Source organism: Vibrio mimicus CAIM 602 (assembly GCF_000338875.1).
Classification (GTDB): domain Bacteria; phylum Pseudomonadota; class Gammaproteobacteria; order Enterobacterales; family Vibrionaceae; genus Vibrio; species Vibrio mimicus.
Genome location: NZ_AOMO01000043.1, coordinates 1 through 24,388, shown reverse-complemented (window position 1 = coordinate 24,388; position 24,388 = coordinate 1). Strand labels below are relative to the sequence as shown.

At 38.9% G+C, this 24,388-nt stretch carries 22 protein-coding genes; 7 read left to right on the top strand and 15 right to left on the bottom strand.

Annotation, left to right across the window (positions count from 1 at the left end; all coding sequences use genetic code 11):
* Positions 1 to 264: 264 nt before the first annotated feature.
* The 5 genes from D908_RS06340 to D908_RS06355 all read right to left on the bottom strand — a co-directional run bounded on the left by D908_RS06340 (position 265) and on the right by D908_RS06355 (position 3,577).
* Positions 265 to 543 (bottom strand): hypothetical protein, encoded by a 279-nt coding sequence (locus tag D908_RS06340; protein ID WP_005525528.1) that lies wholly within the window; start codon positions 541 to 543, stop codon positions 265 to 267.
* An 812-nt stretch (positions 544 to 1,355) separates the two neighbouring features.
* On the bottom strand, positions 1,356 to 1,703 hold the full coding sequence (locus tag D908_RS0119630) for a DUF3709 domain-containing protein (protein WP_082321000.1): 348 nt from the start codon (positions 1,701 to 1,703) through the stop codon (positions 1,356 to 1,358).
* 193 nt (positions 1,704 to 1,896) lie between these two features.
* Positions 1,897 to 2,352, bottom strand: coding sequence for a GNAT family N-acetyltransferase (locus D908_RS06345; RefSeq protein WP_005525525.1), 456 nt, complete (start codon positions 2,350 to 2,352; stop codon positions 1,897 to 1,899).
* Between the two features lie 145 nt (positions 2,353 to 2,497).
* The gene (locus D908_RS06350; protein ID WP_005525519.1) at positions 2,498 to 3,055 is read right to left on the bottom strand and encodes a hypothetical protein; all 558 of its coding nucleotides are present in this window, start codon (positions 3,053 to 3,055) and stop codon (positions 2,498 to 2,500) included.
* A gap of 144 nt (positions 3,056 to 3,199) precedes the next feature.
* The gene (locus tag D908_RS06355) at positions 3,200 to 3,577 is read right to left on the bottom strand and encodes a nuclear transport factor 2-like protein (RefSeq protein ID WP_005525517.1); all 378 of its coding nucleotides are present in this window, start codon (positions 3,575 to 3,577) and stop codon (positions 3,200 to 3,202) included.
* Positions 3,578 to 4,389: 812 nt separating this feature from the next.
* Between D908_RS06355 and D908_RS06360 the strand changes: the two genes are divergently transcribed.
* From D908_RS06360 to D908_RS06370, 3 genes are all read left to right on the top strand, one after another.
* Positions 4,390 to 5,733 (top strand): tyrosine-type recombinase/integrase, encoded by a 1,344-nt coding sequence (locus tag D908_RS06360; protein WP_005525515.1) that lies wholly within the window; start codon positions 4,390 to 4,392, stop codon positions 5,731 to 5,733.
* Between the two features lie 110 nt (positions 5,734 to 5,843).
* Entirely contained in the window at positions 5,844 to 6,125 is a 282-nt protein-coding gene (locus D908_RS06365; protein ID WP_005525514.1) for a hypothetical protein, read from the top strand.
* Positions 6,126 to 6,186: 61 nt separating this feature from the next.
* Positions 6,187 to 6,816: a hypothetical protein gene (locus tag D908_RS06370; RefSeq protein WP_134815420.1), complete on the top strand. Its 630-nt coding sequence runs from the start codon at positions 6,187 to 6,189 to the stop codon at positions 6,814 to 6,816.
* A 109-nt stretch (positions 6,817 to 6,925) separates the two neighbouring features.
* Here D908_RS06370 and D908_RS06375 read toward each other — a convergent pair whose 3' ends face one another.
* The 8 genes from D908_RS06375 to D908_RS06410 form a co-directional block, all read right to left on the bottom strand.
* Positions 6,926 to 8,464 carry an RNA-directed DNA polymerase gene (locus tag D908_RS06375; protein WP_005525512.1) on the bottom strand — a complete coding sequence of 513 codons (1,539 nt, stop codon included), beginning with the start codon at positions 8,462 to 8,464 and terminating at the stop codon, positions 6,926 to 6,928.
* Positions 8,465 to 8,575: 111 nt separating this feature from the next.
* The gene (locus tag D908_RS06380; protein ID WP_005525511.1) at positions 8,576 to 8,806 is read right to left on the bottom strand and encodes a hypothetical protein; all 231 of its coding nucleotides are present in this window, start codon (positions 8,804 to 8,806) and stop codon (positions 8,576 to 8,578) included.
* Between the two features lie 116 nt (positions 8,807 to 8,922).
* A complete protein-coding gene (locus D908_RS06385) occupies positions 8,923 to 10,713 on the bottom strand; it encodes an ATP-binding protein (RefSeq protein WP_005525510.1) in 1,791 nt (596 codons plus the stop codon).
* Positions 10,706 to 11,917, bottom strand: coding sequence for a hypothetical protein (locus tag D908_RS06390; RefSeq protein WP_005525509.1), 1,212 nt, complete (start codon positions 11,915 to 11,917; stop codon positions 10,706 to 10,708). Before D908_RS06390 ends, D908_RS06385 begins: the two co-directional genes overlap by 8 nt.
* A gap of 649 nt (positions 11,918 to 12,566) precedes the next feature.
* Positions 12,567 to 13,169 carry a histidine phosphatase family protein gene (locus D908_RS06395; protein WP_032467657.1) on the bottom strand — a complete coding sequence of 201 codons (603 nt, stop codon included), beginning with the start codon at positions 13,167 to 13,169 and terminating at the stop codon, positions 12,567 to 12,569.
* A gap of 674 nt (positions 13,170 to 13,843) precedes the next feature.
* Positions 13,844 to 15,472 carry a hypothetical protein gene (locus D908_RS06400; RefSeq protein ID WP_005525507.1) on the bottom strand — a complete coding sequence of 543 codons (1,629 nt, stop codon included), beginning with the start codon at positions 15,470 to 15,472 and terminating at the stop codon, positions 13,844 to 13,846.
* A 289-nt stretch (positions 15,473 to 15,761) separates the two neighbouring features.
* A complete protein-coding gene (locus D908_RS06405; RefSeq protein WP_005525506.1) occupies positions 15,762 to 16,568 on the bottom strand; it encodes a hypothetical protein in 807 nt (268 codons plus the stop codon).
* 230 nt (positions 16,569 to 16,798) lie between these two features.
* Positions 16,799 to 17,077, bottom strand: coding sequence for a helix-turn-helix transcriptional regulator (locus tag D908_RS06410; RefSeq protein ID WP_005525505.1), 279 nt, complete (start codon positions 17,075 to 17,077; stop codon positions 16,799 to 16,801).
* Between the two features lie 653 nt (positions 17,078 to 17,730).
* Here D908_RS06410 and D908_RS06415 point away from each other — a divergent pair.
* The 3 genes from D908_RS06415 (at position 17,731) to D908_RS20180 (ending at position 21,418) form a co-directional block, all read left to right on the top strand.
* Positions 17,731 to 18,504: a DUF2971 domain-containing protein gene (locus tag D908_RS06415; RefSeq protein ID WP_005525504.1), complete on the top strand. Its 774-nt coding sequence runs from the start codon at positions 17,731 to 17,733 to the stop codon at positions 18,502 to 18,504.
* Positions 18,505 to 18,506: 2 nt separating this feature from the next.
* On the top strand, positions 18,507 to 19,091 hold the full coding sequence (locus D908_RS06420) for a hypothetical protein (protein ID WP_005525503.1): 585 nt from the start codon (positions 18,507 to 18,509) through the stop codon (positions 19,089 to 19,091).
* Between the two features lie 254 nt (positions 19,092 to 19,345).
* Entirely contained in the window at positions 19,346 to 21,418 is a 2,073-nt protein-coding gene (locus tag D908_RS20180) for a hypothetical protein (protein WP_005525502.1), read from the top strand.
* Positions 21,419 to 21,946: 528 nt separating this feature from the next.
* Here the strand turns inward: D908_RS20180 and D908_RS06425 are convergent.
* Together D908_RS06425 and D908_RS06430 are read right to left on the bottom strand one after the other, a co-directional pair.
* Positions 21,947 to 22,450 carry a DinB family protein gene (locus D908_RS06425; protein ID WP_005525501.1) on the bottom strand — a complete coding sequence of 168 codons (504 nt, stop codon included), beginning with the start codon at positions 22,448 to 22,450 and terminating at the stop codon, positions 21,947 to 21,949.
* A gap of 179 nt (positions 22,451 to 22,629) precedes the next feature.
* On the bottom strand, positions 22,630 to 23,136 hold the full coding sequence (locus D908_RS06430; RefSeq protein ID WP_005525500.1) for a GNAT family N-acetyltransferase: 507 nt from the start codon (positions 23,134 to 23,136) through the stop codon (positions 22,630 to 22,632).
* Positions 23,137 to 23,487: 351 nt separating this feature from the next.
* On the opposite strand from D908_RS06430, the gene D908_RS20175 reads away from it, so the two are divergent.
* Positions 23,488 to 24,138, top strand: coding sequence for a hypothetical protein (locus D908_RS20175; protein WP_005525499.1), 651 nt, complete (start codon positions 23,488 to 23,490; stop codon positions 24,136 to 24,138).
* Positions 24,139 to 24,388 lie beyond the last annotated feature (250 nt).

Sequence of the window (24,388 nt, the reverse complement as noted above, 5' to 3'; positions counted from 1 at the left end):
GAACGATTGAGCTTGGWTTTGATGATTTCTGTCTTTAAGAAGCTAACGCCCGCCTAAGGGGCTGGCAACGCACTACCACAAAACTCAAACACAACAACTGTAACCACCGCGGCTCAATGGGACTGGAAACGCCGCGCGTTGACAGTCCCTCTTGAGGCGTTTGTTAGCCATGAATTTTTGGCAACTCATGCTTCTTGACAAAAGCCCTTTAACTAGGAAAGAAATACCTCAGAAACGTTCATATGAAACATCAAGACTCCCTGCCTATGGGAAATTCTTATCATTCGAAATTACTACTTGGATGACGATCATTATCATAATAGAAAAGAAACGATAGAGAAAAATTGCTATCGGATTATCTGAATACGCACCAAGCAATATTACCACCCAGCTTTTATCTCGAAAAAAAGTAATTAAAAACATACCAACACCAGCGAACCAAACATAGCTAAATGTAATAATATTCTCTAGTGTATCCACAACATAAAAAAGCCTAAACGTCAATAAAACAACAATTGAAATAAATAAAGTTTTAATTTTCATCAACCATTCCAATCTTTATCAATTCCGAAATTGTTCATATTTCTACTAATTCTTATGAAGAACTTACTAGTTTTTTATCTTGATTCCAACCATTCAAAGTGCAGATTAATGGCTAACGCTGCGTTAAGGGGTGAGTGCCGCATAAACCAACCTTCCGCAAGCCACTTTCACCACCAAAACCAACCGCATACCAAAAATGCCACGCGGCATGAATCCCTCTTAAACGCCTTGTTATGTTTAAGCCTCAAAGGGTTGAGTTTGCGATACCGAGAGCTTAACTCGACTTAACTTTGAAAAGCAAAATCAGACGCTAAAAAGCTGAATTAACTCATAAATTTGATTCTAATGCTCTTGAATTTTAGCGTGAGAAACCAAAAACTGGTGCTCAAACGTTGAAACTAAAATCGCTTCATTCGACTCACAAACGCACTGAACTTTAATGAGGCAACTCTCTGAACTTTTAGCGCCCACGAATTGGAGTCCAGAAAACAGCGACCACTAAACATAACTTGCCGACAAGACCAAAATTAGAAACATGAAGGAACAAAGAAAAGATGTAACCAACTGATTTTACGTTACTAAACATAACGCCCGCCTAAGGGGCTGACAACGCATACCACTATACTCAAACACAACAACAGTAACCACCGCGGCTCAATGGGACTGGAAACGCCACGCGTTGACAGTCCCTCTTGAGGCGTTTGTTATGCTTAAGCTTCAACACTTTACATTTGAACCCACTCAAGAATAACTCAATGAAATTATTGACAAAACTTCGAATTTTCTTGAGTTAGAACTGACTCAAATTTTACCTATGAACTAACCAATGCAGGCTTCCATTTAGCAACTAGGCCAATGTGGAAAACCTCTCCGACAAACTCACTCACCACGCATGGGCACGACAACTCAATGAGGCAATGACACTGAAATTTACAGCGACAGACACATTGCCGTTTCATTAGGCAGCGCAAAACAATGCTCAATTGCCGACTGACTTTCAGCCTGTAAGTAAAGGCACCAAACTGCTCAAAACAACTTGAGACAGCAACATTCACCCCACGCAGACTCAACATTTCAATGAGGCAATAACACTGAATTTTCAGCACCAGATACATTGCCGCTTCATTAGGCAGCGACAAACAATATTGAATTGCCGACAAAATCTGAACGAAATGCCAAGGGAATCGACAAACACAACCTACTGATTTTTATGGATTAAGCATAACGCCCGCCTAAGGGGCTGGCAACGCATAACAACCAAACTAAAACACAACAACTGCAACCACCGCGGCTCATTGGGACTGGAAACGCCGCGCGTTGGCAGTCCCTCTTGAGGCGTTTGTTAGGCAAATGTCACAAGGCTATTTTATAAATCCTGCTTACTTCACCTTCTGGGCTATATCCATCTTCAATTCTTATCCACCCAAACTTTTCATATAAGCCATCATGCCCAGTTGTAAGATACAAATTTGAGTAACCCATCATTCTCACTATCTCTTTAGCGTGTGAGAAGATAGTTCCAGACAACCGTTGGCCTCTGTGTTCTGGAGAAATATAGACACTGCACAACCAAGGATACAGATCATGTCGGCTAATAAAGTCGTTTAGTATTAGTCCATAGCATCCAACTACCTTTCCATTGTATGTGAGTAAATAGAACTGGGGGATATGTTCAGTATCTCGACTCGAATGAGAGATCGCATCGGTATAAAACACATGATTATTTTTTGTACCCCAGACTGAGTGGATGAATTTAATCGCTGCACTCAGACCATCCTCATAACTATGCACAGATACTATTTTATACATTGTAAACTCCGAATTATGATGAATGGCCTAACGCCCTGTTAAGGTGTGAGCAACGCAATGCCGATGCTACCGCATGCCACCTTAAACACTAAAATCAACGCATAGTAAAAATGCCACGCGTTGCGAATCACTCTTAAACAGTTTGTTAGCTTGTAAGTGGAATGTGGAGCATACGTGAATCTGACACAATGAGATCGTATCGTTGAATGAACTGATCAAACTTTGATGGATCATCACTGTATGATTGAATCCACTTGTTACAAGCCTGACCAAACTCATGTATTAACGCTCGATAGTCATAATATTTAGCATTTTCTTCCAACAACTCAACTTCCGGAGGAATACTGCCGACATAAGCTACCAAGCGTTTTATGCTACCTTTTTGGACTTGCCTTGAATCCAAGTTACTCATGTGTAAAAGTGAATTTCGATGCTCCCAAAGCTCTCTAGGAGTAACCTCGACTGAGGTTAAGTCAGCATACTCATTTAACCATTTAACAAACGGGGTATCTTCACCTCTAGAGCTTCCGCCAAACTCGATATAGCCAATCGAGTCAACAGCTACAAGCATAAGCTTAATGCTAGAAACATAATGTCCTGCTTGATATAAGACTCTGAAAGGTTGAAAAAAGTCATCGTTTATTAGTTCTGTAAAACGAAAACCTTTTTCTGTTATGTATTTATCACGCCAATCTACAGTCATTTGTTCTCCTACAAGCTAACGCCCGCCTAAGGGGCTGGCAACGCATTAACACTAAACTCAAACATAACAACCGAAACCACCGCGGCTCAATGGGACTGGAAACGCCACGCGTTGACAGTCCCTCTTGAGGCGTTTGTTAGCTGATCAATACACCTTACTTAAGTTTCTACGCCATTCTGGCTGCTTATCTTGAAATGCCCAATAGGTTTCCATATTGGTGATAACACCTGATACAAAACTAAAGATGCTTGTCGCATAAAAACTGTCTGGGCAGCTGGGGCTAGAAACATGAACCACACTGATTACTTTATCGCTCATGGTTTCTTCTAGTGACAGAATTTCGAACGTCCAGTCTTTGCCAAAGGCTTCATTTACCGTAATAAAATCATCTCTGCTTTCATAAAATTCACGGCTTGTCGGCCATAAGACTTTCAGATTTTCATGGAGTAATGCTTCACAGCCAACGTAATTACCTTGGCTGAACTTAGTCCAAAGCTCTTTTACTATTTCTGTATTTTTCACGCACAAATCCTTTTCTTATGATGCCGAAAATCAGCTAACGCTGCGTTAAGGGGTGAGTGCCGCCTAAACCAAGTTTCCGCACACCACTTTCACCACAAAAATCACCGCAAACCAAAAATGCCACGCGGCATGAATCCCGCTTAAGCGCCTTGTTATGTTTAAGACTCAAAGGGTTAAGTTTTGCGATACCAAGAGCTTAACTCGACTTATCTTTGAAAACCAAAGTTACAAGCTAAAAAGCTGAATTAACTCATAATTTTAATTGTGCTGACTTTGAGTTTTAACGTGAGAAACCGAAAAACCGGGGTTTTAACTTTGAAATCAAAATCACGTCACTCACCTCGCCTACACTCTGGATTTCAATGAGGCAACTCTCTGAATTTTTAGCGCCCACGAATTGGAGTCCAGAAAACAGCGACCACTAAACGTAACTTGCCGACAAGACCAAAATTAGAAACCTGAGAAAGCAAAGAAAAGATGCAACCAACTGATTTTACGTGATTAAACATAACGCCCACCTAAGGGGCTGGCAACGCATAACACTAAACTCAAACACAACAACTGAAACCACCGCGGCTCAATGGGACTGGAAACGCCACGCGTTGACAGTCCCTCTTGAGAATCTCGACTAACGATTCATATAGTCTAATACAGTCTCAAATTAAAGCATAACACATTGATATGAAATAGTTTTTGTTCTTTTTGATATCTTTCAATCTCATTGAGTCTCACGCCTCTTTGCCCCCCTTGTGCCCCACTGGATTCACCGCTAATGTGAAGGGGAACAGAACATTTTACTAAGGGGTAACAGCATGGCTGGGATCAATAAACTACATGACACTACAATAAAAAAAGCAAAAGCAGGTGATAGAGAATATACGCTCGGAGACGGTGGAAACTTATTTCTTAGAATTCGCCCTAATGGAACGAAAAATTGGATATTTGTCTATTCACATCCTCACACCAAAAAACGTATGAAGCTGGGTTTAGGTGCATATCCAGACACATCGCTCACTTACGCTAGAACATTAGCCAAAGAGTACCGTACTCAACTTGCTCAAAGCATAGACCCAAAAATCTATCGTGAGAAACTACTATTAGAACATCAAATTAAACATCAAAACACGTTCTTATTTGTCGCTGAAAACTTTCTAAAAATGCAAGAAGACAAGGAAGCATTGAAGCGCAAAACATTAATTGATGAAGCACAAAAACTGGCTAGACAAAATAACACTGATTTCGATGAGACGGATCTGGCAAAAATACATAATAAAGTTCGAACATCACATCGTAAGCGACTTTTCTTGAAAAAGAATATCTACCCTGCTCTCGCAAATATGCCTGTTACTGATATAACCGCATCTGGTGTCATCAAAGTAATCGAACCCATAGCTGCATTAGGGAAATTGGAGAACGTAAAACGTGGCTGCGCCATAATGAATCAAATAATGAATCATGCCGTTAACCATTCATTTGTTGAATCAAATCCTTTGAATGCCATTTCAGACGTTTTTGTGAAGCCGATATCTCAGTCAATGCCAACCGTTGATCCAAAGGAGTTGGGTGATGTTATGAGGATTATGAGTAATTGCAACATGAAACATGTCACTCGCTGTGCTTTCGAAATGCAGTTCCATACGCTTACTCGAGCAGAAGAACTCGCATCAATGCGTTGGTGTGACATCGACTTGGATGAAAATCTTTGGACTATACCGGACTTCATGACCAAAATGCAGCGCCAGCATAGAATTCCATTGACTATCTATACCGCTGGAATTCTTCAACATATGAAAGCCATTTCTGGGGATGACAAATACGTATTTCCCACTGACAAACTTGGTAGCAAGTTTCCACACATTAGTCCTTATGCAGTAAATTCAGCCTTACAGGCTACGCCCTTGAAAGGAAAGCTCGTAGCACATGGATTACGATCGATAGGTAGTACGAAGCTGAATGAGAAAAAGTTTGATAAGGATGCTATAGAGGTAGCACTTTCTCACTTAGACAAAGACCGTGTTCGTGCTGCTTATAATAAAAATGAATATTTAGAAGAACGTCAAGAAATCATGAATTACTGGAGCGACTTTATCGTGCAGTCTACAGGAAAATACTATTCGATTGCAGGTCAATATAAACCCGAAGACGTAATAAGCTAGCGAGAGTAGCCTTCTCACAATTTCATATTATCTACGTATATATCGCACTCTAGTTACCAGAGCGCGAAGGATTTTCGCAACCTAAAAAACTTCAAAATGGAGATTTTATTATGCTAAAACTCAATCAACCACAAGTATTAAGCTTAATTGCAGTGATGGATGAGGGCGCACAATGCCCCTCTGAATGTAGCTTATCCTCTCAGCTATATCAGCTCGGATTTGAACAGAACGATGCCATCTTGCTGATGTCGATGATTCATGAGATTCGCTCTAATCCTAATATGAATATCATTCATTTCAAACGTCGTCGTCAGCAAACTCTATTGGCTCAACTCGGAGGAATTGAACAACTCAAAGAGTGCATCCAATTAACGGATGGGTATCGCTCATAGTGCTATGAAAGCGATTCCAACCAACCAATGCTCAGCTTACTCAACATGACGGGATAACTCTATGAGAACAGTAAAAAGCATGACGCTCACCCATAAAGCACAACAAATTCTTGAACATAAGCTGAGCCATTGGCAACAACGCGGCTGGTGTAAAGCCAGCCCATTCTACCCATCGAGAGAAGGTGCATTCTGCGTTGATATTCAGATTGAACAACGCCCCGTCATCTATACATCCATTAGCGGTATTCTCTACCCCTCCAATGATGAGCACCAACAGAAAGGCATTGATGCTTATCAATCAGGGCAGCTTACGAAGCTTAAATTGATACCTGACGCTGCCAATAACTTAATCAAACTATTAGAAGCAACAGAAGCTCGATTAAAAGTACATTCTCACTGGCGTTATCGCTTATATGACGAACCAGAAAGCATGACGGAACTTTTCATCAATAACGGTTTTCAACCTCATCACCTTCACCCTGACTTTTTTGTAAAGCTCAAAGGTCGCAACCCTACCAAAGAGCATGACATCAATTTCTCGCTAAGTGATGATGCTTACCCTAATATCGTTCTTGATTCACAAGGGCTAAATCTGTATCCAGAGTTTCAAGTCTACTTAATAACAGCGGAAAACGGATTGTCACTCCAGGATATAGCCCATGTTTGGGCATTAATAGAAAATGAGACCTAAAGGTCTCATTCATATCTGTAAAACGTATATGGACAGAAGTTTGCCAGACCTGATGACCTAAAACACTTCGGTCGGATTAGGAAAATTATGCTGATTCTTTGATCGTTTGTTATATTTTTTTGCTCCACTTAGCCAATGCCTCTTCAAATGGACCATTAAAGATACAGCGATTAATGAAATATTTCTTTTCGTCTTGTGAAAGCCCTGATACCGCATAAATAAAGGCTATTTTTTGCCAAGGGTCCATGTACGCATAACCCTCTTTGTGCTCTCTTAACCAATCAAATGCCTTATTTCTAGTTGCCGCCAATAAAATCTCTCTACGAGCAAAAGGGTCACTAGATTGAAATTTCATTGCTAAACTTGAAAAGTGATTTATATGATCGTTTTTTGTAAATAAACTCAAAATAGATAGCCTAAAAAACTCACTTTGCTGTATTTCATCTGTTTCAAGCAATTGAAGTAACTTGTCCCCTACCGTTTTCCAATCTGTCGGGCTTATAGATTGAATTGACGAAATATATGTACATATATTAGCTAAACAAGGTCCGAGATTCTCAAACTCAGAAATAGACAAGTCTATTGCACCAGGGTGACCAACTTGAGTTAAGCGGCGATAAAACCAACGCAGGCGAATATAATCAACATCTGATTTATTCAAGTAGTCCTGAATGATTTGACTTACAACTGTGCTAGAAAAATTAGCCCAATCTGTAGGCTGAATTTGGCTATAAGATATCGTTTTATAAGGATTTCCGCCTGTATATCTTTTAATGATACCCAATAGTTTTTCTTCCTCATTAGATATAGGGCGGTCCTCTATCATTTCTGTACACAAATTTTGAAATTCAGACGGCGTGTATATTTTAGTTTTATGCTTTTGGAGCATTAACCTTTGTTGCTTATCTAAAATGCCAGCTAAGAGGGATAATGCTTTCTTTGCTGATTTTTCTGATTCACAAAAAATCAGAATATCGTCTGCATATCTTTGGAAAACCAATCCATTGACTTCCAAGCTATTATCAACAGGTATCAATGTTGATTCTGCAATCAAGTGTATGCCATGAGGACCAATTGGCACTCCTCGAGAAACTCCGGCAGTTGTTGATTCAAGTAAACTAATGATCCATTTTACTGCTTGGTTAGAAAAGTTAGATGAAATTAATTGATTTTCAACAGTATGGTGGTAGATCTGATTATAGAAATCTGCAATGTCACAATAAAGAACTGCACTATAGTTTTTACTTTTTTGATTTGCTTCACTCCAAAACTCATTCCATGCTGCCTTTTCTTCGTACAACCCATGATCTTTTGTAGGTAAAAATCGGTAACTGTATACCTTAGATTTATCTAACCTTCTATCTTCTATGCCTTGACCGAATTGGTGCATAATTGCTGATAAAATTATAGAGTCTTGTGGATGAAGTTGAGTTGCTTGTCGATAAGATAGCTCATCCTTAGGCACAATAAATCGCCTACAAGGCATTGGGGCTAGCTGATTTAATGGCTTATTTTCGACCAAGTTTATAAAATCAGTTTTTTGCTCGCTAATAGCTTGAAGTTCTAAAATTCGTGGAAACAAGTCTCCATCAGAATGATCTACCAAAAAATCTATTGCCCACTCTATTGAATCCTTCGTAATTGCCACCGTAACTCCTTAAAAATATAACGCCTTGTTATGTTACTGAGTTACCTATCACTCCTGTTGTTCGAAAAATAGGATATGCGAACTGGAATGTTAATCCACCCAATAATTGTGCTATTCTTCGATTTCACCACACCCTAGACATAAGTTTACGCAAATATACTCAGCGGAAAGACTATCCCTATCTTCTTTGTACATTTCTAGCATTGTGTCAAAGTGTTCCCAATCAATTTCACTTTGATCGTAAAGAGCATTCTTTAAATAACTTAAGGCTTTGTTCATTGGCAAAGCCTGAGCTTTGTCTAATACGTTTTGCACGGACGCCGTAGATATAACCTCATTCATTTACAAACTCCGAGTTCATTCAGTAACATAACGCCCAGCTCTGCGGCTGTTAAAAGAGGAGGCGAAACCGGAACTTTTAACAGTCCGACAACCGCTGCTTGTTAGGTGCTTCACACCTAGCCCTCCTTTCTCCACCGCTCTACTATTTTATCAAACGTAATATCTTTCCAACTTTCAGCCCATTCCTTGTAAGTATCGATGCTTGCAGACTTAGGCTCTGGATTTGGCTTTGGCAACTGAACTAGACTTGGAATAATTACAGAATCACCAACCACAAAGGCTTCGCCTTGGTTGAGCGATGGTAATAAATCTATAAGGCTACTTGAGCTATCAGGCAACAAAGCTTTGATGTAGTTCTGATCGACTCTATTTGTAAGTCGCATCGCGATGAAATTATTGCACTGTGAAAAAATCGTTTCTGACACTTCTGACGGGCGTTGGCTCACAACCATTAGACTCAGACCGTATTTACGTCCTTCTTTTGCAATTCTTTCAATAGACTTCTTGGAAGCCTTAAATTCGGCGCCGCCAGTCTTTGGAATGTAGTTATGTGCTTCCTCGCACACAATCAAAAAAGGAATATCGTTGGTTTGATTTGTAGAATGCCTTATCTTCGAATAATGGAATGCAAAGTCAAACATTAATCGAGATATAAGACTTACGGTTATGCTCAAAACCTCGAATGGTATTCCACTCAAGTCAACAACAGTAACATTGGATTTATCGATATACCCTAAAAACTGTTTGATTACTTCACTGAAGTCATTCGTTTTAAACGCTGTACAATCGTCTTTAACAGGCTTGAGTAAAAAGGCCAGCCTCTTATCGTTTAACTTGGTCTCTAGTCGTGAAATAAACCGATCAAACTCACCATTAAAACCTCCTTCCTTTGAAACCTTTACCCCAAGAGTTTCGTGCTTCGCATTTCCAGTTGATGATAAAAAGTTAATCTTATGCCATAGACGATCTTCGTCATATTCAATTTCTTCATCAAGTGTTGCAAAGTACTTTAGTGAGTTTTTTTCATAAACAGTTAAATTGTTCTTGTTGTAAATATAGTTATAAACCTCCTCAATACTAAAAAATACAGGAGAGTCATATGTAACTTTATCTAACTCTGGATTATTTTTTTCTTTATTTAAGATAACGGCTTGCTTAAACTGGGATAGCTGATTGTGTGAATTTTGCTCATTACTTTCTATGAAAATAGACTCTAATTCTTCAGCATTCATTAGCCAATATGGGAGTTTCAGATTATCAACATCTAGTTTGTTTAGGCTAAAGTTTTCACTTTCATCAATAGTGAAGGCTGACGAATACTCTGAGTGAATATCAAAAATTATAACGTGTGAGTTTTTTTGACTTTCTCTATTCGAATTTTTTGCATTGGCGATACCAACTGCATTTTGAATGAGACTAGACACAGCGCACGACTTACCAGATCCGGTAGATCCCACTACCCCGATATGTTTGCCAAAAAACCTATCACCATCTATACAAAACGGTACGGTAGGGTTGCCTGACAGGCGACCAATCTCAAATCCAAAGCTGCTATCATCTGAAAATATTATGGAAAGATCTTCTGTACCAAAGGTATGTACAATCTCCGTAGGGACAGGCAAAACTTGAGTTCCTCTTTTAAATTCAAGTTTATCGTCATTATTTATTAGCGCTCCGATTGGTGAAGCCTCTATCACAAAGCTCCATTCGACAGCACCGTCTTTCTCTGATTTTTGAGCCGTCAAATTGTTTACAATGGCAACTGCATAGTTCTGATTACCATCTTCAATCTTTAGGAATTTACCAACTTGTAAATCAGTCTTGTTTTCTTCAAGTGTCTTAAGATTACCAATTCCAATTGATACCTTATCTGGCGAGCTTGATAATACGTGTCCAACTTTACTCATGGCAATTCCTCATCCCTATTACATATTCAAGTTCGTTAAAGTTGCTTGTTCCAACTTGATAAAAGTTCACATCAGTTAGCTCAATATTATTTGGCGTCTCGCTACTAACCAAATACAAGTCATCACCTTTTCTATGATTTATTGCATCTTTTTCAGAGTCCATTGCTAATAACCTAAGATCGAATTCACGCTCTTCAATATTATTACTGATTATTTTTTTCATAGGATCTCTGAAAAAATGATCCACTTCAAAATCGTTCCCCACAAGTCCTGTATTTGCTTTTATTCCTTTCTTGTACAATCGAGACTCAAGATCCCTGATTGCGTCAAAATTATCATTAATAATAAATGTTGGTGCCTTAAGATGGCTCGGCTTCGAATAGTATTTCTTTATGTAATTCCCGAAAAATACAACAACTTTCTCTTCGTAATCATCAATGTCATTTTTGTTAATATAAAAATATCTGTCTCGGCTGTTTTGAGAGAAAGAACTGGAGAGCTGTTGTTTGATACGTTTAAGTATTTCGCTCCGATTTTTTAGTGCTAGCGTCCATTTAGATATTGCTGTATGTGTGGCGTTTGAAAGGTAGCTATATAATTTTGCCTTAGTTATCTGTCTCTCGGCTTCATTTTTAGTGCTCGACAATTTCGCAATTATTGCTATCGAATTTGGGTAAAGTAAAGTACCAACATCACTCCCTTGAATTCCGAGCAACTCTAGAGCATCCTTCGTGCTATCTTCAATTTCATCTAAAGAAGGGCCAAAAACAATCCTTGTATTCTTTAAGAATTCATCCTTATCGAATTTTCCTGAGATCCTAGATGCGATCTTTAATAAGGATTTATCAGTGGTCGCTAACGCAGAGTCTAGAGTTGAAAGCTCAATACTTCTCTCGCCATGAGTTTCATTCAGGACGTAAATGAAAATTGTGTATTTAATCTTTGCTGTTGGATTCTTGTCGTACGCTTCGGCCATTTGGAGCAAAGGCTTAAATATTAGGCTTGGTGTGAATTTTTCTTTGGACTCATGATATTTGCATTGAATAGCTTCCAGCTCGCCACTGGCGGACAGAACATCTACGTCTTCTACTACACCTTCAACAGTAATTACGTCTTCATCGTCCGCATTAGCTATCTCAAGAATAGTTTTATTAAATTGATATAAAAATCCTTTAATTGTGCTATCTGCAACTCTATCTGACATTAAGCATCACATCCCTTTGTTTGTTGTTTCGCCAGTGCTAGTTTGGCACCTAACGCCAAGCTAAGTGGCTGCAAACACCACTAAACTCAAAATACCCACCGTAACCACATTAGCCCATTGAATCAAAACCGCCACAGGTTTGCAGTCCGGCTTAAGCGCCTTGTTAGCTGGTTACGTTGAAGCTTGATGTTTGCACCCAAATGCATAATTTGAAATACATTATGACTATACGAACACAATGTAAAAGGGATAGCTACAAAACTTAAACCTAGCCCACGAAACATAACCGACCAAGAAAAATTACGATGAAGCCAACCATAACAAGCGAAGAACTGTATTAGTCACGAACCTCTTTCAACGTCAAAGAAACCACGCCAAAGAACTCGACAAACACACTATTAAAAGTAAAACGGTCTAGTCGAATTCAACCACTTAAATGAAAGTGCCACTGGCGAGATAGTTGAGAAGCTTGAACTTTCAGGTGTAAAGCTCGAACCACAAAACAAGAATAAAACTGCTCTTTTAATTTTCCAGCTAACGCTAAGCTAAGTGGCTGCAAACACCACTAAACTTCAAATAACCACAGTAAACACACTAGCCAATTTGAACTAAAACCGCCACAGGTTTGCAGTCCGACTTAAGCGCCTTGTTATGCTACTGCCTCGTTAAGCATACACTCCACCCTTTCTGCAACGCCGTTTTCGACTACAAAAAACGCATCTTGCGGTAAATCTTGAACCCAAACATCTTCATAACTGTAATTTTGTAAAATCCCTCTCAAAACAATTCCTGTAAGGCCATGGCTCACGACGACAACATCTTGTTCATCCGGCAACTCAGAAAGCCATGAGAGTAGTCTATTGCGGACAGATTCATAGGACTCACACTGTGGAGCACGCAGATACCAATCTCTTTGATCGAGCAAGTTAGGATTGTTTTCAACTAAATCAGGGATTATTTGTTGCTCCCAGGCACCTAATGAAAACTCCTTTAAGCGATCATCGTGCAACAAATCTAATTGGGGAAAATTAATTGCTTCACAGATAATACTTGCAGTCTGTACGGCTCGGCCAAGCGGGCTGCAATATACTTGATAATTGTGTCCAGACAAACGCTTCTTTAACTCAGCGCCAACTGAACGTGCTTGTGCTTTTCCTTTGTTCGTGAGCGGCGAATTGCAATGTCCTTGCAGTTTTTGCTCTGAATTAAACACCGTCTCACCATGCCTTATAACGTATATCTTCTTAGTCATTTGTTAATCCAAAATACAACAATGGCTAACAAAACTATACGAACCGTTCTGTTAATGCAAAACGTTAAATTTGAGTCAATTTTGACTCGGTAGCATAACAGTTATTAGACAGACAACGCCTACCAGAACGTGTCCGTATAAAATACCTTGTGTAATCCTTTCAACCCTTCATTCGTCCCGACTAAGCTTTGCCCAACTAGCTCTATAGAAGTTAGGCGATTAGCTAATCAGATCTCAAATACAGACACGTTCTGCCTAAAACATCATAGTAAACTATGTACATAATTAATCATTAGCTGAAGTTGGTCAACTAACGGCAATGGTAACGAGTCAAGGTTGTTGAGCTAAGCAACTTTGGGGCAAAGGTAATTTAGATCTACTCAAAGGATTCAAACAATGGTTGAGTCCAGACGAATCAAATTAATTCCTACTTTAGATTTCACCACAGATTTAAGTGAAATTTTCTAATCTCACTTTTCCATAATAGTCTTATAACATATTGTATTTAAAATAAAACATGAAAAATTCATCACAATTCATCCACACTTAATGAAAAGTTGAACTAATCCAACAAATACCTACCGAATCTCGATTTCTTTTTAAATGAAAACAGCTTTCCCTAGGGCACAGAAAGAAAGCCAGCGTGGAGCTGGCCATGTGAACGAAAAGTCGCCCTACAGCTCGTACTCACTGCTATCGCGTACACGTTCGTGATTTTTTTCATCAGTGAATAGCTCTCGAAGACTAGAAAGAAGTGGATTAGCCGCAGCGGGAAATTTACCTACCAACTTTTTCTCTATTTTATCTTTTAACTCATTCAAAACCGACAGGTTAGCACGATTGTTGCTCTTACTAACAAAGTACGTGAAAACCCCTCTTACGAGCTTTATCAACTCAAATTTTATATTCTGAGTAATTTCTAGCAGCTCTTGTTTCCTCTGCTCAATAAGCTTATCTAGGCGGCTTAAATCGCGAGTCTTTTCCTCTTCAGCTTTAGATAACTTGTTCACTGTCGTTTGCATTTCTTCAAACTCTTCACGGATGCTATCCAATGCTGACATTCCGTGTTTCGTAGCGTCTTCGATGATAGTTCGCGTATCTTTCATCGCTTGAATCTCATCAGTTAATGATTGACGTTCATCTTGTAGCTTTGTCACTTCATTGTTTGATTCCAGAGCTTTCTGATAAGCTAACTGCTGCTGTTCTTTGAATAACGCTACTTTTCTTTCACTATCTTCAATTCGCTTTGTATAGTAATTAAAATCACGAGCGCTCTTACGCAGTTTCGATTGCAGTATCATCTGACGATACTGCTCGCTCTTCTTTTCAGTATCACTAGTAAACACGGCCTTGAGATTTTTTCGTTTGAGTAACGCATCATTTGCAAGGACTTGGATAAGTTGTTGCAAATTGTGTCCTAGTTTTTGCGTCTCTTTATATTCTAACTTCCCATCTGGGCTGAATAATTCTTCATTGGAATATTTTTCAAATACTTTCAGATACTTATTCACAACAGCTATCATCGCTTTACGTAAATCATAGTCACCAGTAACACGATTTCTTCCGCTCAAAAAATAGTGAATATGCGCCCCAGTATTTTCTTGCTCAGTTCGTTCATCATCATGAGCAACAACAGCTTTGATATCATGGTATGGGAAAAGACGACTCAGCACCTTAACGATAAAATTTATGTATTCTTGTAGCGAAATAACATCCGTTCCAACATCCCATTTTGACGGTATTTTAAATATCCCCTCTTGGACGTACGTAGAATTTTCGGGCGCAACGTCATAGAGTTTGTTATGAAGAGCAACATACTCCCTCAGTTGCTTAACTCGTTGTTGTTTCCGAGACATATCCAATGTTTCAAAACGCTCAATGCATGAGGCATCTATTGCACCAATATCTTGAACGAGCACAGTATCCAATGCGTTAACAGCTTCAATGTACCCATTTGCACTCAGTGAGCGTAAAGAACTCTTTAACGCGAATTTTTTCTTGCGCCTATGTTCTAGAAGCGTTTTTTGTTTATGCAATTTTGGTTTCGGAGCAATATCTTCAAGTAGCGTATTCTTGTCTTCTGAACTCAACTCATGTAATGGCTGTACTTCACCATTTCGCCAAATCAGGTTTTGATCGCTTAATGCAGAATTCCACTCAATATCTTTTTTCTTGTGATTTTGTTCTGATTCAATTCGAAGTGAGTGCATAAGAGATATAATGCATTTTTTCCTGTCCTCTGGTGAAGACGAGCTGTTTATAGTACGAAAAAACAGATGGATGTGTTTAGCTGTCAAGGACATTAGCAACCTCCTTGTGGGGTTGCTAGAGAGTCGAGAGAGACTTCTCTCGCCAACAGGTCACGTTCAACTCTTTTGCCTTGGCAAAAAGTTGGATGTGACCGTAGTTGGTTACTAAGTAGTTCAACTTTCGTCAAACTACTTATTTCGTGCTCAATACACACTAGTGAATTAAGTAAGGAATTATCAGAGTGCAACGCACTCTGATTAACTCTACAGAGTTTTAGTCGTTTCATATTTACCGCCTATTTATATTATATAGATCTTATCGTTATGTTTGTTCGATTTATTTTTACACATCGATGTCTTTCAGGTTGTTGAGTTCAGCTTGTACTTTTTCAGATATATCCATTGCCTGATTAGCTATATTATCCTTTGAATATTCAGCAGGAATCTTAGTTATCAATTGATTAATATTAGCTTTAAGTGTACTTATTTCTTGTTCATATTTATCTGATAATGACTTTATATAGTTAAATTCAATCTGCAATTTCCAAAGATTTTTCAACTCTTCATCTTTAGTTAATAAATTATTATTTAATTTTTCATTATCTTTCCGAAGATAATCATTCTCCAGTTCTAGTCGAGCGATATCCTCTTTGATAGATTTAAGCTTTCGTATTTCATTTTCGAGCTTAGATAACTCATCAAGTTTAGCCGTTTCAACAGACTCCAAGTCTTCAATAGCTGCATACAGCTCAACATTTTCAGCGCGAACTAGATTAAGTTCAGCTTCAATGATCTCGGACCTCTTCAATGCTGTAGCTTGAATATCCTGGTCGATATAAGCCCAAGCTTGGTTCATTAGGTCTTCTACATTTTTATATATTGATTTCTGTACATCTAAGAACCACTCCGGCCTTTCTCTCTTAACTATGGAAGGCTTCAATGCCCCCTTAATCACCCTAAAAGCTATACGAGCTTTCGAATGATCACCTCCAACCAGTTGCCTTAGTGCTGTCATACTTGCAGGAGCATTATCAGTAAGAAAAGGAGCTAAATACACAGAAAATGGTAATCCCACCTTCGGATTCTTGCTCTCTTCTTCCATGGCAGCATTAAAGGCTTGCTCTAACTCTTGTTCATTTATCATAGCCATAAGAGTCTACCTCCGCTAGTAAGAGTGGTAAGACTACTCTTACTACTCTTACTACTCTTACTACTCTTACTACTCTTACTATCCAGCAGCGATAATAAAACACTTGATAGACTGCAATACAAATATGTTTTTATTGTGCGGTCAGCACTTATACTTATCTTCATTTTCTTTATTCTCATTATTATTGAATATGACAAAAGCAGTCCTACTTAAGGGCTGCTCTATTTCGTTCACTCATCATAAAGTGAAGGTATTTTACTTTTTAGGTCAGCACGCTTCGCAATTAAACTCTTGACAAGTAGTAGCTTATCAGCATTAATAGCAGATGCAGCAATATAAGCATCAACTTCATAAGAGAGAAAGCCAACTGACTTCTCTCCCATATTGATAGGCGGAGGGAATATCCCTTTAGTTATGTAACGATGTAATGTGGCTTTAGAAAGACCTAACCTCTTTAATACGGCGGATTTTCTTTCAATACGAAGCGGAATAGATAATAGTATTTCCATGTTTGTTATTCTTATATCTTTTGCTTAGCAAGCCAAGCTTTAATACAAGAATAAACTGAAAGGCAAATATGTCAATACATAATTTGGAAATAATGACAATATATTTAATACTTTAATTCAATTGAATTATAAAATATAAATAGACGATTAACTTATACATTCAGACAATTCCAAGTCAATATTAATACCACTACAACCATGTTGCGATTCGAACAAAATTACTATTAAATATAATAGTCAATTATCGTTTTAAAAAATTAAATACAATTTAAAACCGGAATTAGCCATCATATGACTAGCGCTAATTGTTTTTATTAGCAATATGATATAGCTTGGATTAATCCAAAGCTAGTTTCAGCCAGTCTTGGCTGAAACACTTCTGCCCCTTTCCTTGTTGGCTAAAGCTAACGTCATCACTCTCTCATCGAGAGTTTTCCATAGATTTTCTAATCCTGTCGTGAGATATGGAGAAAATACCCCACTTTGTCGTATTTTCTCGTTCGTGATTTTTTGGAGTATGATGATACTCTATTCAAAACATGCGCTTATGCTAAGTCCAAGTGTCCGGCGGATGCGCAAAAAATCCCAAAGTGAGGTGTTTAAATACCCCACTTTGGGATCTAATAAATTGTTATATCAATGGAGTACAAAATTTGGAAAGCCTGTACAAGTATTGTCCGGTTTATAATTTCGAAAACCTTGAAAATGAATATGCCATCCAAAACGTATTGAATAATCAAGTGACATTTTCGAAAAGAACAAATTTCAACGACCTTTTTGATTCCAAAATTGATTTCATCATACCCACTAAAAGTGAGCTTAGAGCCGTTCACGCGCAGCTAAAGGGTGCGGAAAAGCACGAGTTCAAACAGTTATTTTTTGGTGAGGCTGGACAAAGAAATTTTGAAGCTTTCCGTAGAAATGTAAACCAAAAATTCGATGAATACTTGTTTTTTTGTTTAACGGATAAACCTGACAATAATCTCATGTGGTCACATTACGCTAATTCTCATAAAGGCTTCTGTCTAGAATGGAACGTCAAAGATATAAACGCAGAAAAAGTAATTTATCAAGATTCAATAGCTCGCTTTGAGCTGCTTGATGTATTTAAAATGCAATTTGGTCTACTGGATAATGGAGAAGTCGGTAGGAAAATCTGGGAAGCTCTTAAAATTAAGTTAACAGAGTGGGAATATGAAAGCGAGTACAGGGTCCAGTTCGGCTCAGACATGAAGCCTCTTATCAATAAGCAGGAACCAAACTACACGTTAGTCTCTTATAAACCAGAATGGATTACCGCTATAATCTTTGGCTGTCGTATGGACAAGCGTGCCATAGCCTATCTGGATGAAAAACTCCCTGCCTTTATCGAGCGCAGGTATGCTGTAGAAAGAAAAAGCAGTATCGAGATCGTAGTAAAGGAGTAAATATGGCATTAATTGAATGTCCTGAATGTAAAAAGAGCATCTCGGATCAAGCAAAGCTGTGTGTAGGTTGTGGCTTTCCGATAAAAGAAGATACTTTTTCGTTCGTTAAGAATAATTTCAATAAACTGGGCGACGTTAAAATTAGGAAGAGTGAACCCGAGAGCGCTCCATTTTATGTTCTGGTTAAATCAGAACTGTATATTGCTGTAAATTTGCTCAATGATAGCGCTGGCGAAGAAATAAGGCAGTTACAAGCAGATGGCTTTGAGATTGTTTCTAATGATTGTATGGCTAAAGATCAACATGAAGCGATAAAGCAAGCTAAATTGGGTTTTACATGGTGGTCTGTTTGGGGAGCTTTAGGAGCATTCTCATCATTCTTGTATTTGATGTTTTCCATTGTTAATGGTGAGTACTTCGTATCGTTTATATTATTTCTATTTTGCATAGGGGCATATTTCGTACTTAAAAAAAATAAGTACGCATTTTTAGTGCTAACTATCTGTACTCTAAATCCATTGCTCTGGCTGATAAATGGAATCTATTTAAAAAACAGATGGAACCACCCTGCGGTCAATAAAAACTAACAAGCATTTAAGGCTTCAAGATACTTATTCTAATCCAGTTTTGGCACGTTAGAATCCATACTCTAACGTGCTTCTGTCCATCTTCGAGTCAGCTTGATCTGAGCTGACTCATTTGTGACCCAAAGTTTGTTACGCACCTGAAGACGTTACAGAGAATCAGCAAGTTTTAGAATAAAAAATAGTGCGTTGCAACACGCACATTAGAGTTTTAAATGTGTATCTTTGACGCAGGAATATACTTAAAGGTGATGCTGATGGGGCGAGTTGGTTCTAAGATCAGGATGAAAAAAATACGTAAGAAACTGCGAGAGTTCTTACGCTCAAAAAAAGAACCATTTAAGATTGTTGAGAGAATGACACAGTCAAAGGTATACCCTATTCACTTCGGGAAGAAAGGAGAATATGAGTTAACTGAATCTGCTCTCAAACATATTTTTTCCGGTGATACTGCAATTAGACCGGTAAGTTCACAAGGTGTCAGAACGACCGAAGTAGTTCTCTCTGGTGGGCTTCACACATGGGACGGTTGGGAGAAACTACTATCACACCATACAAACATCGCACACCTTCTTGAATATGATGTTGATAGACATGACGATTGGTTCTTCGCTCGAGAGCTTCAGAACGGAGTTATTACCTTAAAAATTCCACGACAGTTATTTACGGGTAACGCTGCTAAAATAACTATGCAACCTGATAACTATTATAAATCAGGGTACCTTTGGAAGACGCTATACCCTTTAGAATACACCGAAGATGATATTATCAAGCTTCTCACCGAAGCCTTTGATAATATTGATAAAGATGATTCTAATTACCCAACATCAGAACAAGGAGCTGGAGTACTTTATGGGTACGCTTTGGTTAACGCCCCTCTAAAAACTATAAAGTTGCGAATACAACTGAGAGGAAACCAGATTCAATCAGCTTTCCCTGCGTGGGAACAACCTTTCACTGGAAATAATGGTAAACCATACTCACATTCAAACTCAATAAGCTTCAATATTGCTGGTTCAACAGTTTTTCACGAAAAATTCTCAAATCCTTGGGGCTATATCTTTCAAGAAGAATACCCCAGCGTGGATGCGTTACTCGATATAACTCCAACCTTTATCCTACAAAGACCGCGTCGTGACTCTTCGATTACCATAGATAATTGGCGTGATATGCGTGAGAAAAAATTGATGGAGATAGCTCCTTCGATGTCTTATGAAGAGCTGCAGCTCATAGAGAATTATTTACGAGACTATATATGTAGTAAAGACCCTTATGGCGTGCAGTGTAGTATATACACCAGTCTCTTCGATCAAGTATGTCGGGACGATGAGATATTTAATGCCGCTCTATTGTTTGAGAATATAGCTGAGTGTATTCAAGTGTTGGCTCATAGTGATATAGAAAATGGCACGAGGAGAGCTATTGATGCCATGGTTCGTTTCATTAGCATGGCCGTAGTGCACACTGGTGGACTCTGTACGTTACAGTTCAAGAGGGTTCTTGGTGAGTTTTTAGAGGCAATTATAGACCATCCAGATGAGAACTCACGTCGTGACTTCTTTACCGCATTGGCGAGTTCACCATGTCGTTCAGCACTGTATAGTGAGTTCGACCTTAGTCCGTTCGTAAAAGAAAACAACACGTTAGGGCGTAGTCTTATCGGATTGCCAGAAGTAGATATCGAGCTAAAACCGGAACACCTCTACGAGTACTTGTCTTTGAACTTAGGGGAAAACTACTTATTCACTCTATCCAAGGATGAAAGACTGGCTATCGCACGCGGATGTTTCCCTACAGCTGAATTATCCGCCATGGTAGCTGACACTATGCTGTTTCTATCCGGTATCGATTTCCAGTTCTTCATGCCGGTGCGCTTGAAACCAGAAAGGCTAGCAGAGAAATCTCCACCCAGTGAAGAAGACCTAGCCGCAGTAGTGAGAGATTATAGCAGAATGCTTGTGATATACCGGCAACGGATCGTGATGGAAGATCCTGATGCTTATAAAGCAGAAATAGACCCAGAAAAGGTAGGAACAGAGGAGAACTTCAATCTCATTCGCCAGAAACACAAACGAGCGTTCGTATGGATGATGCACGAAGCAATGCTAGAAGAACTCATCAAGTTAGCAGATTATTTGGGATATGAGAACCTAAAGGTAAAGAGTGAGAACATGCTTTCACAGCTTCCTAAGGAGGTAATCCCCACACCGAAGCCAGTTCCTGACTATATCTTAGATCGTCAAGATAAATTGCAGGTTCCAGTACAGGATGTGAGTGTTGACAACTTAGTGGAACTAATACTGGGGTACGATTCTCATGTTTCCGACTGATATTCGTTGATTCTTGGTTCTGAAAAAGTAGGGTTAAGTCCAATAGCAGGCTTGGTGGTCATTTTTGCGAAAGGTCAAGATAGATCACCAATGCTGTTAGAGCGTGTGTCAGTTGGCCGGTATAACCGATGTTTCTACAAGACATTTTCTCTCTGTAATTCTGGTTATGCCTCTCATGCTATCAAGAGACAATTTCAACCGGTTATAGAACTGGAATAGATGAGTTGCTTTAACCAATCGACAAGAGGATTTGCAATACCTCAGATTATCCGCTAGATGCTAATTTACCAAAGTCGCAGACTCGATTTTGTCCATATCCGTTTTACAGATACAAATGAGACCTTTGTGGATTTATCTTGGTATGATAAAAACAACTTTTAGAATGCACAATTATTTGAGATATCTGTCACAATTTTAAAGAATAAATCGCTGTTCCCCTCAGATGCCCCCTAGCGCAAACAAAAAATGAAAATATTACTTTATTTCAATTAGTTAACCTTCTATTCGCAATCCCTCTTGAGGCGTTTGTTAGGTGCCCGAACTCTCTCTTCTTGTTGGCTCTGTTTCGTGTAAATAGCGGGTAAAAGTATCTTTCGGACGCTCAAGACCATTTTCTGCTAATACTCTTGAGGCCATACCTCGATGATTACTGCCATGTGTCAGTAAATGCAGCAAAATTTCTTCTACTGTTAGCTGCCCAAAACCACCATCGATAAAACGGAAAGTCACATTACGTTTGAGTTCATCTGCACTTACCGACTGTGTAAAATCAACAAGCCATAAGTCATGCTCATTCAATGTTCGTCGTAACTCAGATAATGAGGGTGTCTCGACTGTATTGTCACCACTGTACTTTTCTGGCTCACCTAAAATGCGACTGATGAAAAGACTATCCACGACCGTTGTATGATTTAAAATCCGAACGAAAAAGGTCGCATCGTTTTCTGGTAATTGTGAAAACTGTTTTTCACCTAGCTCAAGCAACTCATCGTTTGCCCATTTTTTATATTGAAATGTCCTAGCAAACTGCATTTTTTCTCCATGAATTATTATTGACGGCTCTAAAAACTGATTGGCACCTAACGCTGCGTTAAGGGGTGAGTGCCGCCTAAACCAAGCTTCCGCAGACCACTTTCAGCACCAAAACCAACCGCATACCAAAAATGCCACGCGGCATGAATCCCGCTTAAACGCCTTGTTATGTAACAATTTTACACGTATTGATAGACATGGTCTGCGTACAAATGACCACCGATTTCATAAGCTTGAGGCACTATCCTATCGAGTACAAAACCCACTTTTGTAAGTACCTTTTCGGAACCAATGTTACCCTCAGTGACAACTGCACTGTATTTATCGATGCCAAACTCTGACATTGAATAATTTATGAGAGCTTGCAGTGACTCTGTACCATACCCGAGTCCATGATATTCGGGCAAAAACATAAACCCAACTTCAGCAACAGAATCGTTAACACAAAAACCTGTTATACCTACTGCTTTGTCCGTTTTGGACTCGACAACAACTAAACATAGCCAATGCTTCGACTTTACAAACCAAGGTGCTAATCGAGATTTAAATTTACTCTCAATTTCTGACTTTGGCAGTTCATCGAAACAAAGTGAAATGACACTAGGATTCGTATGGAGTTGCAGAAATAAAGGCCAGTCATTTTCCGATAATGGCTTCATCCGCAGCCTTTCAGATACTACTTCCATTTAGCTGAACCCTCCTTGTTACATAACGCCCGCCTAAGGGGCTGACAACGCATTAACACTAAACCCAAACATAACAACCTTAACCACCACGGCTCAGTGGGACTGGAAACGCCGCGCGTTGACAGTCCCTCTTGAGGCGTTTGTTAGGGCGATTTTTATGATACTATACGCATCATTTTTCATTCTAGTATTCAATATATGTTTCAAGACACCATCAATTCTATCCAATCTTATCTATATACGAGGACGATAAGCCCATTATTAGGTAGTTTGACCGTATCTTGGTCGCTCTGGAACTATAAGTTTATTTTGTTAATTTTTTCGTCATTAACATATAACGAAAAACTTCGAATGATTTCCATTCTTTACAGCGATAACTGGGAGTTTTTTGGACAAGGCTTAGCGTTACCTCTAATAACATCGTTTTTCTACTTGTTTGTGTACCCAATTCCGGCACAATTTGTTTATAAACATACATTAGAGCAGCAAAAAAAATTAAACGAGATAAAACAGGCAGCTGAAAATCAACAACTCCTCACTGTAGAGCAGTCAATTAAAATCCGTACGGCTACATATCAGCTACAGGCAAATTTTGAAGAACAATTACAACAGGCAGAATCTACAGTTCAAGAACAGAAATCTGTAATATCAGAACTGACTAGCCAAATACATGAACTTAATAATAAGCTAATTGAGCAAGAACAAAGGACTATCATCACCGAGTCTAACCATGAGAGCACCCTAACAACGATCCCTAATTCGTCTTTGGATACAGAAATTCTGTCACAGATGTTCAACTATAATGAGCCGGTTTCAAAAGCAGAAATTCTCGCGCTTATTAATGCAAAGCATAACATTGCAAGCTTCTACTTTGATGAATTAGAAAAAAATGGGTTTATAGATGAGGTATATGATAATAGGGGCTCTTTAACTGGGTATATCATCACCCATAAGGGCAAACAACGTGAAATTAAACGTCTGCATGAGATTGGTGAGGTTTAATTGCCCTAACGCCCTGTTAAGGGGTGAGCAACGCAAAAAAGCCGCCGCATACCACCTTAATCACTAAATTCAACGCATAGCGAAAATGCCACGCGTTGCGAATCCCTCTTGAACAGTTTGTTATATTTAAGTTTTCGTGATGTATACTTTTGTGGTTTCTATAACGTCTTTACCTTTCCCCTGAGTTGCGATGATTGGATCACTGCCAACAATATAAAGAGAATTGCTCCTTGCGAGCTTCGATTGTTTA